The organism is Roseomonas aeriglobus, from assembly GCA_016937575.1.
GTDB classification, from domain to species: Bacteria; Pseudomonadota; Alphaproteobacteria; order Sphingomonadales; family Sphingomonadaceae; genus Sphingomonas; species Sphingomonas aerigloba.
Genome location: JAFHKN010000002.1, coordinates 2457144 through 2473491, shown reverse-complemented (window position 1 = coordinate 2473491; position 16348 = coordinate 2457144). Strand labels below are relative to the sequence as shown.

The 16348-nt window shown below is 67.4% G+C and carries 17 protein-coding genes and 1 pseudogene; 4 read left to right on the top strand and 14 right to left on the bottom strand.

Features of this window, described 5'->3' with window-relative positions; genetic code table 11:
• Window positions 1-158: 158 nt before the first annotated feature.
• Window positions 159-863: an endonuclease V gene (locus JW805_12335; GenBank protein MBN2972804.1), complete on the top strand. Its 705-nt coding sequence runs from the start codon at window positions 159-161 to the stop codon at window positions 861-863.
• Here the strand turns inward: JW805_12335 and JW805_12330 are convergent.
• The 3 genes and pseudogenes from JW805_12330 to map form a co-directional block, all read right to left on the bottom strand.
• Window positions 839-1238, bottom strand: a pseudogene (locus JW805_12330) (PIN domain nuclease). The gene JW805_12335 and the pseudogene JW805_12330 overlap by 25 nt on opposite strands.
• A complete protein-coding gene (locus tag JW805_12325) occupies window positions 1235-1435 on the bottom strand; it encodes a type II toxin-antitoxin system VapB family antitoxin (GenBank protein MBN2972803.1) in 201 nt (66 codons plus the stop codon). Before JW805_12325 ends, JW805_12330 begins: the two are co-directional and overlap by 4 nt.
• Before the next feature lie 23 nt (window positions 1436-1458).
• On the bottom strand, window positions 1459-2280 hold the full coding sequence (gene map, locus JW805_12320) for a type I methionyl aminopeptidase (GenBank protein MBN2972802.1): 822 nt from the start codon (window positions 2278-2280) through the stop codon (window positions 1459-1461).
• 35 nt (window positions 2281-2315) lie between these two features.
• On the opposite strand from map, the gene JW805_12315 reads away from it, so the two are divergent.
• On the top strand, window positions 2316-3098 hold the full coding sequence (locus tag JW805_12315) for a competence/damage-inducible protein A (GenBank protein ID MBN2972801.1): 783 nt from the start codon (window positions 2316-2318) through the stop codon (window positions 3096-3098).
• Window positions 3099-3101: 3 nt separating this feature from the next.
• Here the strand turns inward: JW805_12315 and JW805_12310 are convergent, their stop codons facing one another.
• Together JW805_12310 and JW805_12305 are read right to left on the bottom strand one after the other, a co-directional pair.
• Entirely contained in the window at window positions 3102-3431 is a 330-nt protein-coding gene (locus JW805_12310; protein ID MBN2972800.1) for a hypothetical protein, read from the bottom strand.
• Window positions 3432-3577: 146 nt separating this feature from the next.
• Window positions 3578-4702, bottom strand: coding sequence for a zinc-dependent alcohol dehydrogenase family protein (locus JW805_12305; GenBank protein MBN2972799.1), 1125 nt, complete (start codon window positions 4700-4702; stop codon window positions 3578-3580).
• Window positions 4703-4810: 108 nt separating this feature from the next.
• On the opposite strand from JW805_12305, the gene JW805_12300 reads away from it, so the two are divergent.
• The gene (locus tag JW805_12300) at window positions 4811-5266 is read left to right on the top strand and encodes an acyl-CoA thioesterase (protein MBN2972798.1); all 456 of its coding nucleotides are present in this window, start codon (window positions 4811-4813) and stop codon (window positions 5264-5266) included.
• Entirely contained in the window at window positions 5259-6449 is a 1191-nt protein-coding gene (locus JW805_12295; protein ID MBN2972797.1) for an acetyl-CoA C-acyltransferase, read from the top strand. Before JW805_12300 ends, JW805_12295 begins: the two co-directional genes overlap by 8 nt.
• Window positions 6450-6629: 180 nt before the next feature.
• On the opposite strand, the gene JW805_12290 is transcribed toward JW805_12295, so the two are convergent.
• The 9 genes from JW805_12290 to JW805_12250 all read right to left on the bottom strand — a co-directional run bounded on the left by JW805_12290 (window position 6630) and on the right by JW805_12250 (window position 16321).
• Window positions 6630-6899 carry a hypothetical protein gene (locus tag JW805_12290; protein ID MBN2972796.1) on the bottom strand — a complete coding sequence of 90 codons (270 nt, stop codon included), beginning with the start codon at window positions 6897-6899 and terminating at the stop codon, window positions 6630-6632.
• A gap of 3 nt (window positions 6900-6902) precedes the next feature.
• Window positions 6903-8240, bottom strand: a complete 1338-nt coding sequence (locus tag JW805_12285; GenBank protein MBN2972795.1) for an HlyD family type I secretion periplasmic adaptor subunit — start codon at window positions 8238-8240, stop codon at window positions 6903-6905.
• Between the two features lie 4 nt (window positions 8241-8244).
• A complete protein-coding gene (locus JW805_12280) occupies window positions 8245-10059 on the bottom strand; it encodes a type I secretion system permease/ATPase (protein MBN2972794.1) in 1815 nt (604 codons plus the stop codon).
• A 13-nt stretch (window positions 10060-10072) separates the two neighbouring features.
• Entirely contained in the window at window positions 10073-11179 is a 1107-nt protein-coding gene (locus JW805_12275) for a hypothetical protein (GenBank protein MBN2972793.1), read from the bottom strand.
• 67 nt (window positions 11180-11246) lie between these two features.
• Window positions 11247-11510 (bottom strand): hypothetical protein, encoded by a 264-nt coding sequence (locus tag JW805_12270; protein ID MBN2972792.1) that lies wholly within the window; start codon window positions 11508-11510, stop codon window positions 11247-11249.
• A 245-nt stretch (window positions 11511-11755) separates the two neighbouring features.
• A complete protein-coding gene (locus JW805_12265) occupies window positions 11756-12679 on the bottom strand; it encodes a helix-turn-helix transcriptional regulator (protein ID MBN2972791.1) in 924 nt (307 codons plus the stop codon).
• Window positions 12680-12888: 209 nt separating this feature from the next.
• Window positions 12889-14142 (bottom strand): DUF3526 domain-containing protein, encoded by a 1254-nt coding sequence (locus JW805_12260; protein MBN2972790.1) that lies wholly within the window; start codon window positions 14140-14142, stop codon window positions 12889-12891.
• Window positions 14142-15578, bottom strand: a complete 1437-nt coding sequence (locus JW805_12255) for a DUF3526 domain-containing protein (GenBank protein MBN2972789.1) — start codon at window positions 15576-15578, stop codon at window positions 14142-14144. The genes JW805_12260 and JW805_12255 overlap by 1 nt, the downstream gene beginning before the upstream one ends.
• Entirely contained in the window at window positions 15575-16321 is a 747-nt protein-coding gene (locus JW805_12250) for an ATP-binding cassette domain-containing protein (GenBank protein MBN2972788.1), read from the bottom strand. Before JW805_12250 ends, JW805_12255 begins: the two co-directional genes overlap by 4 nt.
• Window positions 16322-16348: the final 27 nt, after the last annotated feature.

Here is a 16348-nt window from a genome sequence, read left to right as displayed (position 1 = left end):
CGGGCGCCAATCTCTCCGATCCCGCGCTTTGCAGCAAGCGTGCCAGTCGCTGGCGTGCGAGATTCCCTCGCTAACGATTGGTTAACATGGCGCAGGCCTGCCTTGAAAACGGGCATCGGTGTCGCACATGCCCGGTTTTGCGGCAGAAGGGGCTCCGCGTGACCGATCGTCCGGACCACTGGCGCGCGCCATCCGATCTGCGCGCCGCCAGCGTTGCCCAGCGCGAAATGGCGGAGGCTGCGGAAACTGACGACCGACTCGGACCCGTCGCGACGATCGCGGGTGTCGATAGCTCGATGAAATGGCGCGACAGCCGTGGACCGATCCACGCCGCTGCAGCGCCGGTCGGATGGCCCGATAGGACGCCGATGCCGGCCGCAACCGTGTCGGTCGTCCCGCCGATCCCCTATGTTCCCGGCTATCTCGGCTTTCGCGAAGCCCCGGCGATCGTGACCGCGGTGGAAGCGCTGGAGCGCCGGCCGGACCTGCTGATCGTCGACGGCCACGGCCGCCCGCACCCCCGCCGCTGCGGCATCGCGGTGCACGTCGGCGTGCTGCTCGACATCCCCAGCATCGGCTGCGCGAAGACGATCCTGTGCGGCACGGTCGAGGGCGAACTGGGTCCCGATATCGGCGACCGCGCGCCCCTGGTCGATCGCGGCGAACTGGTCGGCTATGCGCTACGCACGCGGCCGAAGACCGCGCCGGTGTACATTGGCAGCGGGCACCGCGTGTCGCTCGACAGCGCGGTCGACTGGATCCTCAAGCTGAGCGATGGCCGCCGCCTGCCGCTCCCGATCCGCCTCGCACATGACGCCGCGAACGCGGCGCGGCGGGATTATGAAAGTGCGAGGGCCGACTGAAGCCCCAGATGCTCGACGAACGGATCGAAGTCGCGATCGGAGTAGAGCAGGGGGAGCCCATCGAGGATGCAGCGCGTCGCGATGAGCGTGTCGATCGTCTTGCGGACGGTGATGCCGCGTTTGCGAAGGGCGCGGTAATGATCGACCGCTTCGCGCGCCACTGCGTTTCCAGCGATGGTCACGACCGGCAGCTTCGTCATCAACTCCCTTGTCCAACGATGCTCGCGATCATCATCGATGCCTTGCAGCACTTCGGTCAGGATCAGGTCGCCGATGAGGACTGTTTGGCGCTGAAGAGCAATCGCGAGCAGTTCGACCTGCGCTGTCGCGGTGCCGCAGGAAGTCGATCCAGACGCTCGAATCGACGATCATCATTCGTCGATATCGGTCCGCATTGCGTCCAGATCACCCTCCCAACGAATCTTGCCGCGCAGCTTTAGCAGTTCGCGCTGATTCTTGAGGCGGATCAACGTACGTAAGCCCTCCTCGATCACCTCACGCGCCGTGTGAGCGCCAGTCGCGTTCAGGGCATCACGAAGAAGCGCCTCATCGATGTCGGGTGCCGTCGCCATGCTCAATACTCTCTCTCAAGCCATCAATATGGCGGCCGGTCGAACCCGCCCGGGCTCAGCGTGAAGATTTCGCAGCCGTCCTCGGTAATCCCGATTGAATGTTCGAACTGCGCCGACAGCGACCGGTCGCGCGTCACCGCGGTCCAGCCGTCGTCGAGCAGCTTCACGTCGGGGCGGCCGATGTTGATCATCGGTTCGATCGTGAAGAACATGCCCGGCCGCAGTTCCGGGCCGGTGCCGGGGCGGCCGACGTGGACGACTTCGGGCGCGTCGTGGAACAGCTGGCCCAGGCCATGGCCGCAGAAGTCGCGGACGACGCCATAGCGATGCTTTTCGGCATGCGCCTGGATGGCATGGGCGACATCGCCCATGTGGTTGCCGGGCCTGGCCTGTTCGATGCCCAGCATCAGGCACTCATAGGTCACGTCGACCAGCCGCTTCGCCTTGATCGGAACCGCGTCGCCGACAAGGTACATGCGGCTCGAATCGCCATGCCAGCCATCGACGATCGGCGTCACGTCGATGTTGACGATGTCGCCGTCCTTCAGCGTCCGCTCGCTCGGAATGCCGTGGCAGACGACGTGGTTGATCGAGATGCAGGTGCTGTGCGTATAGCCACGATAGCCGAGCGTCGCCGGCACGCCGCCCCGCGCGAGCATTTCGCGGTGGACGATGTCGTTGAGTTCCTGCGTCGTTACGCCCGGCACCACGTGCGGCACGACGGCGTCGAGCACTTCGGCCGCCGCGCGCCCGGCCTTGCGCATGCCCTCGAACCCCTGGGGGCCGTGCAGGCGGATCGCGCCCGTGCGGGTCAGCGGGGCGTCGGCGGTCACATAATCGGTCATGTGCGCGCATATAGCGGCTCGCGCGCGCTTTCGCTATGTCCGCGACCATGAGCGAACGCATCTGGACCGCCGCCCTGATCGTCATCGGGGACGAAATCCTCTCCGGGCGCACCCAGGACAAGAATGTCGCGCAACTGGCGAGCTGGCTGAACGTCCAGGGAATCCGCCTGGCCGAGGTACGGATCGTCGCGGATGTCGAGGATGCGATCGTTGAGGCCGTGAACACGCTTCGCGCCCGCAACGACTATCTGTTCACCACCGGCGGCATCGGTCCGACGCATGACGATATCACCGTCGATGCGATCGCCAAGGCGCTGGGCGTCGGAGTCGAGGTGCACCCGGACGCGCGCGCGACGCTGGAGCGATACTACGAAACCCGCGGCGGTCTGACCGACGCGCGGCTCAGGATGGCGCGGGTGCCCGCGGGCGCGACGCTGATCGAGAACCGCATTTCGGGGGCACCCGGCATCCGCACCGGCAATATCTTCATCATGGCCGGCGTGCCCCACATCACCGCCGGCATGCTCGACACGCTGACGGGCACGCTGGAGGGTGGGCGTCCGGTTCAGTCGGTCACGCTCGGCTGCTGGGTCGCCGAAAGCGAAGTCGCCGACACGCTGCGCAGCGTCGAGAAGGACCACCGCGGCGAGGACGGCGGCGATGTGTCGATCGGCAGCTATCCCTTCTTTCGCGAAGGGCGTGTGGGTGCGAACTTCGTCGTCCGCTCCCCCGATCCTGCGCGGTTGAAGGCCTGCGTCACTGACCTCGCCGCGCGCCTGACCGATCTCGGCCATCCGGTGACGCGCGACGGGATTTGAACCTTAGCTGGGGTGGGCTTCGGCCTCCGCGACATCCGCTGCGGGCGGGGCGGTTTCGATCGGCTGATCGAGATCGTTTTCGCTGACGATGACGAGATCGTCGCCACTGCCACGGCCGAGTGCGACAAGGGCGGCCTTGGCGATCTGGTCGGACACCGCCGCAAAGTCCGTCGCGGGCGCGTCGGGCACGCGGCCCGTCAGTGCCTCGATCACGCTATGGCGGACGGCGAAGTCGTAACGTTCGCCATCGACTTCGCCGCGGAATTCGACCTGCAGGTCGGTGGGGTTGTCGATGACGCTTGCCGGGTCGATCGTGATGCCGTTGTCGGCCATGGGTGCGCTCCTGAAGGGGTTCGAAGCCCAAGCGCAGGAGTGAGCGGGCGGTTCCTCAAATCATCTCGTGCTCCGGCGAAGGCCGAAGCGTTGGTCTCCGCTGGCTGCCACTCGCCAGCGCTCCGGTCTTCGCCGAAGCACAGCTCCTAAAATCTAATGATCTGCCGGACAGCCTTCCCGGCATCGAGCGCGTCGAAGCCTTCGTTGATCTGGTCGAGCGTCAGGTAACCGCTCACCAGCCGGTCGACCGGCAGCCTGCCAGCACGATACAGCGCAATGAAGCGCGGAATGTCGCGGGTCGGTACGCAGGTGCCGATGTAGCTGCCCTTCAGCGTCCGTTCTTCGGCGACCAGCGAGACGATGTTGACCGGCAGCGCCGCATCAGGCGGCGGGAGGCCGGCAGTAACGGTCGTGCCGCCCCGCGCGGTCATTGCCACCGCGCTTTCGAGCGCGCGGACCGAGCCGGCCATCTCCAGCACCACGTCGCAACCGCCGCCGGTCAGTGCGCGCACCGCGGCCACCGCGTCCGGGCCCGCCTGGACCACTGCGGTTGCGCCGAGACTTTCGGCAAGCGCCAGCTTGTCGCTGTCGAGGTCGACCGCGATCACCTGCGCCGCACCCGCCGCCAAGGCCCCGAGCACCGCGGCCAGACCGACCCCGCCCAGTCCGATCACCGCTACACTCTGGCCTGCCTTCACCTCCGCCGTGTTCACCACGGCACCGACGCCGGTCAGCACCGCGCAGCCGAACAGCGCGGCTTCGTGCAAAGGCAGATCGCGGTCGATCTTCACCAGCGACCGGCGCGAGACGACCGCGTGGCTGGCGAAGGCCGAACAGCCGAGATGATGATGGACGGCCTGGCCCGTGGCATCGGCCAAGCGGATATCGCCTGTCAGCAACGTGCCCGCACCGTTCGCCTTGGCGCCGGGCTCGCACAACGCCGGCCGCCCCCCGGCGCACGGCACGCAGTGGCCGCAGCTGGGGACGAACACCATGACGACGGGATCGCCCGGCACCAGGTCGGTGACGCCCGGTCCGACGCTATCGACAACCCCCGCCGCCTCATGCCCCAGCGCCATCGGCAACGGCCGCGGGCGCTGGCCATTGATGACCGATAGGTCCGAATGGCACAGCCCTGCGGCGGCGATGCGCACCAGCACTTCGTCGCGGGCCGGCGGCTGGAGCTCCAAAGTCTCGATGGCGAGCGGGCGGCTGTCGGCATAGGGGCGCGGCGCGTCGCGGGTGCGCAGGACGGCGGCGGTGATCTGCATTCTCGGCGGCTCCGTCGATTGGGTCCGCGACGATGCGCGCACGAACGGCAAATCGCCAGCCCGATTAGCGCTTTAGCGGCGTCGCCTCGGGCGCTACATCGATTCGCGATGTCCAAGCTCCCGTTCCGGCCGCGTGCCGCCTATCGCCAGTGGCAGCCCATCGTGACGCGGTGGAGCGACAACGACATGTATGGCCACGTCAATAATTCGATCTACTATCATTGGTTCGACACAGCGGTGAACAACTGGCTGTTCGCGGTTGGTTTGCTGGATGTGGAGGCGGGCGAGACGATCGGCCTCGTCGTCGAAACCGGCTGCCGCTATGCCCGGCCCTTGTCCTACCCGCAGGCGATCGAGATCGGGCTGGCGGTCGATCGGGTGGGCACATCGAGCGTCACTTATGTCCTCGGCGCCTTCGCAGCAGGAGACGCGGAGGCGGCGGCCGAGGCACGGTTCGTTCATGTCTATGTCGACCGCGCCAATCGCCGCCCCCAGCCGCTTGCCGAGGCGTGGCGGGTCGCGCTGGCCGGCATAACCCTCGATCAGGACACCCCCCATGCGTGAAGCCGCGATCATCGCCACCGCCCGGACCGGTATCGGCAAGGCCTATCGCGGCTATTTCAACGCGACCGAGGCGCCCGCGCTCGCCGGGTTCGCGATGAACGGAGCGATCGAGCGTGCAGGCATCGATCCGGCGCGGATCGACGACATCTTCTGGGGCGTGGGCAGCCAGTGGGGCGAGCAGGGCGGTAACGCCGGCCGGATGGCGGTCTTTGCCGCCGGCCTGCCACAGTCGGTGCCGGCCTTCACGCTGGACCGCAAATGCGGCTCCGGCCTGACCGCGGTCGCGCTGGCGGCGCGCTCGATCATCGCCGGGGACATCGATGTGGCGCTGGCCGGCGGCATGGAATCGATCAGCCATACCGTCGTGAAGGGGGCGCCGCGGATGGCGGCCCGTTCGGTCACCGAACGCGTGCCCCATGCGACGATGCAGATGATCGAGACGGCCGAGGTCGTCGCCGAGCGCTATGGTATCAGCCGCGAGGCGCAGGATCGCTATGCCGCCGAGAGCCAGCAGCGCGCCGCTGCCGCTGCGTCCCGCATCGCCGAGGAGATCGTTCCCGTCACGGTCGAAAGAGCGCTGCTCGACAAGGATGGGACCGTCACTGGCACCGAGACGGTAACCGTCACGGCCGACGAAGGCGTCCGTGCCGGCACGACCTATGAAGCGCTCGCCGGCCTGCGCACCGTCTGGTCGGGTGGGACGCTGGTGCCCGAAGGCCGCGCGATCACCGCGGGCAACGCCAGCCAGCTGTCCGATGGCGCCGCTGCACAGATCGTGATGGACCGCGCGATGGCGGAGGCGGAGGGCAAGGAGATTTTGGGGCTCTACCGCGGCTTCCAGGTGGCGGGGTGCGCACCGGAGGAAATGGGTATCGGTCCGGTTTTCGCCGTTCCCAAGCTGTTGGAGCGCGCCGGGCTGTCGGTCGCCGACATCGGCCTGTGGGAGTTGAACGAGGCCTTCGCCAGCCAGTGCCTCTATTGTCGCGACACGCTGGGCATCGACCCGGCGACGTACAACGTCAACGGCGGCGCCATTGCGCTTGGCCATCCGTTCGGCATGACGGGCAGCCGCCTGGTCGGGGCGGCTCTGCTCGAAGGGCGGCGGCGCGGCGTACGCTATGTCGTCGTCAGCATGTGCACCGCCGGTGGCATGGGCGCGGCGGGGCTGTTCGAGATCGTCTGAGCCGGCACACTTCTCCCGCGGCGGCGCGCATATGTCGACGATGTTGGCGGGAAGGGCGCGTCGACGACGGCGAGCGATCCCGGGTGCGCGCTCCGAACGACGCCAGTCGCGCGCACCTCTCCGCGATCGAGCGGTCGTCTGCTGGGAGATGACAGTGGTTCAGCCGGGTCGGGGAACGCGCTAGCCTTCGTCGACGGTCATGTCGCTTACCGTCGCGCTGACATGCGTGACGATCTGCGTGTCGGTTTCCAGCGTGACGCTATCGGTGCGTTCCCAGCTGTGCGTCGTCCCGTCGGGCGTTTCATACGTCCCGCCCATGTGGCTCTCGATGGTGATCGATGGATCGAGATGCAGGTCGGTGCCGGCATCGGCGCTGTGGTCGCTCGTCTGTGTCTCGCGACCACCGTCGCTGTCCGTTTCGTCGAAGATCGTGCTGAACAGGCCGGGCATGGGTCACTCCTCTCGAAAGCTGCGGCTGAAGGCCGCGGTCAGGGGGCCGAAGATATATTCGAACAGGGTTCGGTCGGCGGTGGTGATGTTGACCGAGGCAGGGACGCCGGGCTGCAGGCCGAGCCCCTCGCGGCGCACCGCAGCCGGGTCGTCGATCGTGACCTGCGCCTTGTAAAAGGTCTGCTCGCCGACGGTCATGCTGGCGGGCGACAGGGTGACCAAGGTGCCGTCGAAGGCGTTCTGTCCGTGCGGGTTGGCGGTCGAGAAGCGCACCGTCGCCTTTTGCCCGACGCGGACATCGTCGATGTCGGCGGGCTTCACGCGCACCTCGACGATCAGCGGACGACCGGTGGGAACCAGTTCCATGATCGTCGCTCCGCCCGACAGGACCATTCCCGGCCCCATCGACTGAATGCCCGAAACGCGACCTGTCGTCGGCGCGCGCAATACGTCCTGATCGGCGGCGTAGCGGCTGACTTCCAGTTGCGGGGTGATCTGGGCGAGCTTGGCCTGGGTTTCGGCAAGTTCGGTGGAAAGATCGACCATCTGGCTGTCGCGCACCTTCTGTGCGGCGATCCGCGCCTGATTTGTGGTCGCCAGGCCTGCGGCGGTATCCGCCTGCAGCTGCGCCTGCGTGCGTTCGAGCGAGCGGATCGTCGTCTTGCGGGCAAAGCCCCGCTCGTAGAGCATCCGATAATCTCGCAGCTCGTCCTCGATCAGCGCAAGCTGCTTGCGTGCGGCGGCCTGTTGCGCGGTGGCCGCGGCCAGGCTCTGGTCGCTGTTTGCCCGGTCGGCTGCCAGAACGGCCATGTGCCGGGCGAACAGCGCCTGCTGCCCGGCCATGGCGCGCGCCACGACGGGATCGGACGCGCGGGACGTGAGATCGGCAGGGAAGACCAGCCGCTCCGCCCCGTCGCGTTCGGCGACCAGCCGTGCCTCGAGCGCCTGGAGCGTATCGCGTTCGGCCTGCGCCTGCGCCAGCGACGCCCCGGACTTCACCCCGTTCAGCCGGACGAGCGGCTGACCGGCGCGGACCAATTGCCCCTCCTTCACCAACACCTGCGTGACGATGCCGCCGGTGACCGGCTGGATCTGGTATTTGTCGCCACTGACGGTGACTTCCCCGCTGGCGATGGCGGCGCTGGAGATCGGCGCGACCAGCGCGAACAACAGGATGAGCGCGATGAAGCCGAAGCCGACGATCAAGCCGACGCGGACGGTCCTGTCGGCCTTGTCGAGCGGCTGCATGTCGAGCAGCCGCATTCGCCGGTCGATCGTCCGGCGCGGCGCACTGGCATCGGGAGCGCCACCACCGCCGAGGGAGAGGAAATCGAGCTTCATGGCATCATGCCTCCACCGGCTGGCGGGCGACCGAGCGGATCAGTTCGGTCTTCACCTTGCGGAACACGCGCGCGCGGGGTCCATCGAGCTGCAATTCGCCGTCGTTCAGCACGATCACCCGGTCGACATGCGCTATCGGATTGAGCCGATGCGCGATGAGGACGATGGTCGACCCCTCGGACTTCAGCGTCGCGAGCGCCGCGGCAAGAGCCTCCTCGCCGTCGCTGTCGAGATGGGCGTTGGGCTCGTCGAGCACCAGCAGGCGCGGCGATCCGAACATCGCGCGTGCCAGGCCGATCCGCTGGCGCTGCCCGCCGGACAGCCCCGATCCGCCTTCCTCGACGCGCGTCTCATAGCCGTCAGGCAATTTCAGGATCATGTCGTGGACGTTGGCGCGGCAGGCCGCCAGCACGACCTCTTCATCGGTCGCCTTGGTAAAGCGGGCGATGTTCTCGCGGATCGTGCCGGGAAACAGCCCGACCGTCTGCGGCAGGTAGCCGACATGTTCGGACAGGCTTTCGGGGGTCCAGTGCTTGCCCTCCACCCCACCGACCGTCACGCGCCCCTGGGTGGGGTCGGTGACGCAGACCAGCATCTGCGCCAGGCTCGACTTGCCCGCCCCGCTTGGTCCGACGATGCCGACGGCTTCACCCGCGGCAATACGCAGCGAGATATTCTTCAGGATAGGGCGTCGCCCGCCCGGCGGGATGTAGATCGCGTTTTCGACGGCGATGTCGACATCGGTGTTGGGCAGCTTGACCTTGGTCGGGCGCGGCGGCGCCTGGATGAGTGCGCGCTGGACGCGACGGCCGGCGGTCACCGCATTGCCGATCGTGCGCCAGCCGGTGACGGCCAGCTCCAGCGGGGCCAGCGCCCGGCCCAGCAACAGGTTGGCGGCAAAGATCGCGGCGGGCAGCAGCGCGCCTTGCACCGCCAGATAGCCACCGACGCCGATCATCGCGCTCTGCATGACAAGGCGGACGAACTTGAACGCGGCGGTCACGTCCGCGCCGCGATCGCTGCCGTCGGCCTGGCGGCGCATCATCGTCTCACGGTCGATATGCCAGTGGACCGCCAGCGCATCCTCCATCCCCATCGCGCGGACCGGGCCGGCATGGCGCGCGACGCTGTCGGTGAACTGGTAACTGCGCACCGATGCCTCCTGCGCGTCCTTCGCGCTCTCCTTGGTGGAGGCGTTGTTGTAGACCGCGATCGCCAGCAGGATGGCGGCCCCGATCAGGCCGGTCAGTCCCAGGATCGGGTGGATGATGAACAGCGCGATCAGAAACAGCGGCATCCACGGCACGTCAAAGAAGAATTGCGCGCCCTGTCCCGCGAGCGCGGTGCGGAACTGGTCGAGGTCGCGCAGCATCTGCGCGTTGCGTGCCGTCGCGCCGGTGCGCGGCGCGATGTCGACGATCGCCTGGAAAACGCGGTGGGCGAGGATGCGATCGAGCCGCGCCGCGGCCCGCACCAGGATCCGCGCGCGCACCGCGTCGAACACCGCCAGCGTCGCGAGCGCCATGACCAGGCCGATACTCAAGGAAACGAGCGTCGGGATGCTGCCGCTGGGGATGACGCGCTGATAGACCTCGATCAGGTAGAGCGGGGAGGCGAGGAACAGCAGATTGACCCCGCCGCTGAAGATCGCCGCGGTCCAGATCAGTCGCTTGCATTGCCGAAGCGCGGAGGCGAACTCGTCGCCTTGTTCGAGTTCGGCGGAGCGCGCGGCGCTGTCGAGGGCGACGAGCTCGGCCGTGGCGACGTCGGCCTTCTTCTGCTCTTCCTGGATATCGGATGGGGTCAGGGGTGCCGTCACTGCGTGTCGCTCCTCATAATCCCAATCCGAGCAGCCCATGCGACTCGTCGTCGGTGGGGCCGTGATCGTCGTCGCCGGCGCCCAGCAACGGCGCGTCGTCCAAGTCGACCGCCAGCAGGTCGACGATCGACCCGGTGTCGGCGACGGGCGCTGCATCGACGTGCGACAGGTCGAATTCATCGGCGGCGGCGACGATATCGACCAATGTGGCGACACCGCCGGCGGGATCGGTTCCACCGACGCCGGACAACAGGTCGGTCGTGGAGGTCGCGGCGGTCTCGATCAGCGCCGACGCAGTGTCGGGAATTTCAGTCGCAGCGAGAGCATCGACGACCGGGGCCACCGCGGGAGCAATGATGCCATCCGCCGTCGCCATCACGGGATCCAGCGCGCCGTCGGCGGCCTGTTCGGCGCGCGTCGCGATATCGTCGACCGCCGCGTCCAGGGTTGCCGCCGTCGTCGCTGCTGCATCGGCAAGCGTCTCAGTCGCGGCCTGCACCGTGTCGGCGGCTGCTTCCACGAGCGGCGGGGCGGTCTGCGCGACCGCCGGTACGACGCCTTCGACAGTATCGGTTGCGAGAGTTTGCGTCTGTCCGACGAGGCCGGGGACGGTCAGCGTCGCGGTGTCGACGACCGATCCGGTGGCAAGGACCGGTGCGGACAGGGTGGTGGCGGGATCGATCGGACTGGTCGACACCAGGGTCGGCGCCGTCGGCGGCGGAACGGGGGCGGGGACGAAAACCCCGGTCGTCGATCCCATGCTCAGATCGGTCGGGGCGCTGGTCGCCAAGGTCGAGATCGCCGGGGCCGAGAGGGCCGGCAGGGGCAGCATCGTCGGCTGGACGGCAGCGGTGGCGACCGGCCCGTCCGGCCCATCGTCCGTGACCGTCGTGCGATCGGATCCTGTCGCGAGTTCGAACGGAGGCCCGCCGGCGGCGCCGCCCGGATGCAGCGACGTGTCGCTCGACGTCGCTGGCCGCGCGCTGTCGTCGCGGAAATATTCGCGCCGTTGCTCAGCAGCCGACACCGTCGCCGGCGTCAACGCAGCGCCGTAGAGCCCCAGGTCGTTGATCGACCACGTGAGCAGACGGTTGTCGGGATTGAGCAGCGTCTCGATCATGTGCGACATCACGAAAAAGGGGCAGGCGAATGACCGCCCGCCCCTTGGTTAGATCACGTCAGGCCGATCACTCGGTGGTCTGATCACTGCTCGACACCAGGTCGGTCATGTTGCCGAGCAGGCCGTCGGTATCGGCGTCCAGGCCCAGGCTGTTGTCGTTCTGCGTCGACGAGATGTTGCCGTCTTCGTCTTCGCTGTAGTTCGACTGCGACGAGTTGACGTCGAGACCAACCATGCTCGACGCATCGGCGACGGTGTCCGTCGCAAAGTTCGAATCGTTGCTGCTCGAGCTATCGTCGTTGCCGCCAAAAATGTTCGTAAGACCAGCCATGATGAAACTCCTATCCTCGTCCGTAAAAGACCTTGAACCGACCTGCGGGTCGTTGGTCGTGGTGAAAGAACGGGTGGAGTTTTAGGGCGTTCCTCGGCAGAATTTGCCAAATACCATGATCGAAGTGTATTGAAGTCGAAACGATGCCCTGATTTCGGCGGAAAATGCTTGGTGTCGCCATCCGCGATAGGTGCGCAAGAAGCACGCTTTTGAGACGCGTGAGCACCGCGGCATCGGCAGCACGCTTATTCCACCGACGACGCAAGCGGGGCTTGCTGGCGAAAACTCGTCGGATCGCAGCCATAGGCCTTTCGAAACGCGCGCGAAAAATGGCTCCTGCTGGCAAAGCCGGTCTGTGCGGCGACCGTCTTCACCGGCAACGCGCCGGTGCGCAGCATTCCGGCCGCCTCGCTCAGGCGCAGTTCCTGGACGAACTGCATCGGCGATTTGCCCGTCGCACGCGCGAACTGGCGGACGAACGTCGCCCGACTCATGCCCGCTGCTGTCGCCAGCGTGTCGGGGGTATGCGGGGCACCGGGTTCCGACCGCACCGCGGCGAGCGCGCGGCTGACGAACGGCGCCGACCGTCCGGTCGTCGAAGCGCCGGCGCCATCGTCGACCATCGCCTTGCGCAGCGCGAGTACGATGCACGACGTCATGATGGCGATCGCGAACGCGCCATTGGCTGCACCCGGATTGGCGACCTCTTCGCGCAGCAGCGCCGACAGGCGCCGCCCGACGGCGTCGTTACTCAGCGGGATGATCTGTGGCGCGGACAGCGAAGCCTGATCCGTGCCCGTAATCCGCGCGGCTGCGACGATCAGCCCGGGTGGGCGGCCACCGGTCGCATCGGCGACGATCCAGCCGCCGGCGCGGACCAAGCAGCTACGGCCGTCCATTACGACGTCGTCGTCTCCGTCCGCGGCCATCGACAGACGCGGTGCCTGTCGGGCGGGCACAAGCATCATGGTATCGGCCGGGGCGACATGATGCGCGCCGCACTGCAGGCGGACATGCATCGTCCCGGCAAGGACATGATAGGCCGCGACGCCTTCGAAAGCCGGGCCGGCCAGCGTGACGCCTTCGGCCAGCTCGCAGACGGTGAAGGCCGTCGCCCCGGACTCGAGCGCGGCCGCGACTGTGTGCAGTTCGGGTCGATCGCCCAGCATCAATTGCCTCTCCGAAGATACGAAAAGGCGCTTCACGCCTGCTCGTCGCTGGCGTGGTTAACGACTGATGCCGGGTAAGGTTCTGGAAAGCGGCGTTTTTGTACGGTTGGTGTGATTGCGCCTAGTTCGCCGACGCCGTGTCACCGCCCCCGGCGCCGGGGGGCGGTGCAATCGGGCGCGTTCCTGGCGCCGGCGAAGATGGCTAATGGTTACCGGATGTCGACGAACCTTGGCGCGCGATCGAAGTCCGCTTTCGCGAAGGGACGGTCCCGGAACATATAGCCGTAGAAGAAGGTCCGCAGCCGGCGATGGAATTCGCGGATGCGATCCTGGTAGGCGAGCTGCGCGGCGAGGTCGGTTTGCGCCATTCGCGTGAGAAGTGCCTGCACACCGACCGAGGGCAGGACCCAGCCGAGCGCATTGGCGGTCGCCGCGCGACGTTCCAGCCCGGCGCGATATGCCTTCACTCGGTCAGCGACGCTGTCGTCGCCATTCTGATGAAAGGCGAAATACCATTTATAGTGGAAAGCGACCGGAAGCGGTGCCGAATCCGCCCACTCCGGATTGCGCGCATAGAATCGGCGCATCGTTTCCTCGCGCGGGATTTCCCAGGCGTGATGGACGTTTTCGCGCTGGGCGAGTGCGATCTGCGAGCCTTCGTCGACCGGGATGGCGCGATTGACCAGCACGTTGGCAAGCGTCGGGATGACCAGCACCAGCACCAGCCACAATCCCGCAAGCGTCGCGGCATTGGCGGTAGAGCCCCGCCCGAACCGCGAGACGAGCCCCGACAGCCCGATCCAGAACAGAAGGTAGAGCGCGGCGACCGCGACGATCGCTACGATCGCGCCCGCACTCACGCCGGACAGGATCGCCCCGACCACGAACGGTAAGATCAGTGCCGCCAGCAGCAGCGCGAACCGCACGAGCCCGCGTCGCAGCCATAGCCGCCCGCTGCCCGGCATCGCATCGAGCATCCGCGCGCGTCCCGCCTCGCGCTCGCCCGATCTCAGATCGTGGAACAGCGCGATCGCGAACAGCGGCGCCAGAAAAACCAGGACGAAGGCGAAATCGAACCGCCCCGGCAGCGCGAGTTCGGGATTGAACGTATCGCCGTCATAGATCTGCGCCTCCAGCCCCAGCGCGCGGACGCGCAGGATATAGGGCGCCACGTCCCGCATGCCGATCGCGGCGAAGGCGAGCGGGGCGGGGGCGTCCCACGTCGGGTAGAAACTGTAATAGGCGGCGGTGCCGGCATCCTTGTCGCGATCGACGAAATTGGCGATCGCGGTGATATCCTCGGTCTGCGCCGGGTGGATGGCGGCGATCGCTGCCCGTTGACGCGCAATCTCGGCCATGCCCGCGGTGACCGCAGCGGCGCTCAGCACCGCCAGCAGGACGAGCGCGATGCTCGCCAGGCGCGACCGGAGCAGCAGCCGGGTTTCGTGGATCCAGATCGGCATCACTTCGCTCCCAACCGGCGGGTGGCGACGGCCAGCGCAAGCGCGCCGATCGCCAGCCAGCCAAGGATGATGCCCAGCCCCGGCAGGCTGGCGCGTACCAGCGTCGCGGGATCGGGCTGGACGAAGGCGAACTCGGGCATCCGTTGCCAGTTATCCGCGCCGATCCGCTTGCGGCGGTCGGCACCGGCATCCTTGGCGGTGTCGTCGGCGTAGCTGACCGCCTCCGCCTGCAGTCGATTGAGCCGCTGGACCAGATCGTAGCGATACGCCTCCGCCTGCTCCAGGAAGCGGCGGTGTCCGGCGAAGTCGGTGCCGGCAGCGGCCATCGACGCCTGTTTCAGCGCGATCGTCGGGCTGAGCAGGCCGATGCCGGCGACCAGGCCGTTCTGTGCCGCCTGGACCCGGAAACTGTCGCCGGCATAGCGATCGAACAGCTTGCTGGTCATCGCTTCGCCTTCCAGCGCCAGCAGACCCTTGTAGTTGACGGGCAGGTCCTCGACCCGGCTCACGCCGTAGCGTTTGAGGACGTTCGCCTTGAACGCGGCGAAGTGCGGGTCGTCAGGGTTATGGCTGTCGCCCATGCGGCGCAGGTCGCGGGCGATCGCGACGTCGGTCTGGAGCCGGTTCGCCAGCGGATGGGCCTGGCCCGCGATATCGGGGGCCACACGCGGCAGCAGCACGACCGTCACGGCCCAGATCGCCAGCAGCGCCAGCAGCGCGTCGCGCCGACGCCGGACGAGGATCGAAACCAGGGTGATGGCGACGACCCACAGCGCGAGATAGGCGGCATAGGCGAGTGCGATAACCGCCATCGGTCCGGCATAGGCACCCGGCTGGCCCGAGATCAGGACGAAACCGATCATCGCCGGCAACCCGACCAGAACGGCGACCAGGCCGAGCGCGCCGAGTTTCCCGAGGACGATCGCCTTGGCCGACGCCCCTTGCAGCATCAGCGGACGCAGCGTGCCGCGTTCGGTTTCGCGCGCGACGACGCCATAGCCCAGGAAGATCAGCAGCAACGGCGCGACCGCCTGTAATACGAACGCCGGGGTCAACTGGCCGAAGCGGACCAGCAGCGAGCTTTGCCGCACGTCACCGAAATTGGCGGTGTTCTGGCGGTGTCCCTCCAGGAACATGCTGTTGCCGGTGAAGGCATCGACGCCGGGATCGAAGGCGGCGAGCGGCCCCAGCGGGCGGAAGATGAAGTGGCCGTAATGGACGACGCGGTGCGGATGGCGGTCGGGCTGCGCTTCGAAGGCATGGTTCGCCTCCGCCTGATGGCGCGCGCGCGTTTCGGCGATGCCCTGTTGATGGGTCCACGACGTGACGACTGCGGTCAGGGTGAGCACCAGCAAGAGGATGACCGCGGTCACGGCGACGCGATTGCGCCGCATCAGCCGCAGTTCGTCCCGCGCGATAAGGGAAATCGCGCTCATGCCGACGTCGCGCCCGCGAAGCGTTCGTGCAACGCGCGTACATCGAAGCGCTGGCTGCCCTCGGCCTTTACTTCCTCGACTATTCGCCCGCGTTCGAGGAAGCCGATGCGGTCGGCGACATCGGCGGCGCTCAGCAGGTCATGGGTGACCATCAGCACCGCGGTGCCGCGGGCACGAACGGCGTGGAGCAGCGCGTTGAAGTCCGCCGTGGCGCGCGGATCGAGGCCCGATGTCGGCTCGTCGAGCAACAGCACCGGCACTTCGCGCAGCAACGCAACGGCGATCGCGACCTTCTGGCGCATGCCCTTGGAAAAGCCGCCGAGCCGCTGGTCGAAGGCGCGTTCCTGCAGCCCGGCCGCGATCAGCGCGTCGGTAATCTCGGTCCGCGTCCGTGGCGTGCCCGACAGCGCCAGCAGATAATCGGCATTCTCGACCGCGCTCAGATGTTCGTACAGCGCGACATTTTCGGGGAGATAGGCGATCCGCCGGCGCGCCGCATCGGGGTCGGCCGCCGGATCGATCCCACCGACCGTCACGCTACCGCCATCGGCGCGTACGAAGCCCAGCAGAGCGGACAGCGTCGTCGACTTGCCGGCACCGTTGCCGCCCAGCAGGGCGTAGACGTCCCCTGCGGCTACCGACAGCGACAGGCCGTCGAGCACGCGGTGTGTGCCATAGGACAGCGTCACATGGTCGATGGCGATTTCCGGCGACGCGGCGGGTGGTGGGGACATATCCTGCATGGCGCGCTCTGTGGCCCGCGACGGGAA

What these genes read in the sequence shown, in the direction of transcription:
- JW805_12270 (MBN2972792.1), bottom strand. Translation starts at nt 11,510, where the DNA reads ATGGCTGGTCTTACGAACATTTTTGGCGGCAACGACGATAGCTCGAGC.
- JW805_12290 (MBN2972796.1), bottom strand. Translation starts at nt 6,899, where the DNA reads ATGCCCGGCCTGTTCAGCACGATCTTCGACGAAACGGACAGCGACGGT.
- JW805_12255 (MBN2972789.1), bottom strand. Translation starts at nt 15,578, where the DNA reads ATGAGCGCGATTTCCCTTATCGCGCGGGACGAACTGCGGCTGATGCGG.
- JW805_12275 (MBN2972793.1), bottom strand. Translation starts at nt 11,179, where the DNA reads ATGATCGAGACGCTGCTCAATCCCGACAACCGTCTGCTCACGTGGTCG.
- JW805_12285 (MBN2972795.1), bottom strand. Translation starts at nt 8,240, where the DNA reads ATGAAGCTCGATTTCCTCTCCCTCGGCGGTGGTGGCGCTCCCGATGCC.
- JW805_12315 (MBN2972801.1), top strand. Translation starts at nt 2,316, where the DNA reads ATGTCCGCGACCATGAGCGAACGCATCTGGACCGCCGCCCTGATCGTC.
- JW805_12305 (MBN2972799.1), bottom strand. Translation starts at nt 4,702, where the DNA reads ATGCAGATCACCGCCGCCGTCCTGCGCACCCGCGACGCGCCGCGCCCC.
- JW805_12295 (MBN2972797.1), top strand. Translation starts at nt 5,259, where the DNA reads ATGCGTGAAGCCGCGATCATCGCCACCGCCCGGACCGGTATCGGCAAG.
- JW805_12310 (MBN2972800.1), bottom strand. Translation starts at nt 3,431, where the DNA reads ATGGCCGACAACGGCATCACGATCGACCCGGCAAGCGTCATCGACAAC.
- map (MBN2972802.1), bottom strand. Translation starts at nt 2,280, where the DNA reads ATGACCGATTATGTGACCGCCGACGCCCCGCTGACCCGCACGGGCGCG.
- JW805_12325 (MBN2972803.1), bottom strand. Translation starts at nt 1,435, where the DNA reads ATGGCGACGGCACCCGACATCGATGAGGCGCTTCTTCGTGATGCCCTG.
- JW805_12260 (MBN2972790.1), bottom strand. Translation starts at nt 14,142, where the DNA reads ATGCCGATCTGGATCCACGAAACCCGGCTGCTGCTCCGGTCGCGCCTG.
- JW805_12300 (MBN2972798.1), top strand. Translation starts at nt 4,811, where the DNA reads ATGTCCAAGCTCCCGTTCCGGCCGCGTGCCGCCTATCGCCAGTGGCAG.
- JW805_12250 (MBN2972788.1), bottom strand. Translation starts at nt 16,321, where the DNA reads ATGCAGGATATGTCCCCACCACCCGCCGCGTCGCCGGAAATCGCCATC.
- JW805_12265 (MBN2972791.1), bottom strand. Translation starts at nt 12,679, where the DNA reads ATGCTGGGCGATCGACCCGAACTGCACACAGTCGCGGCCGCGCTCGAG.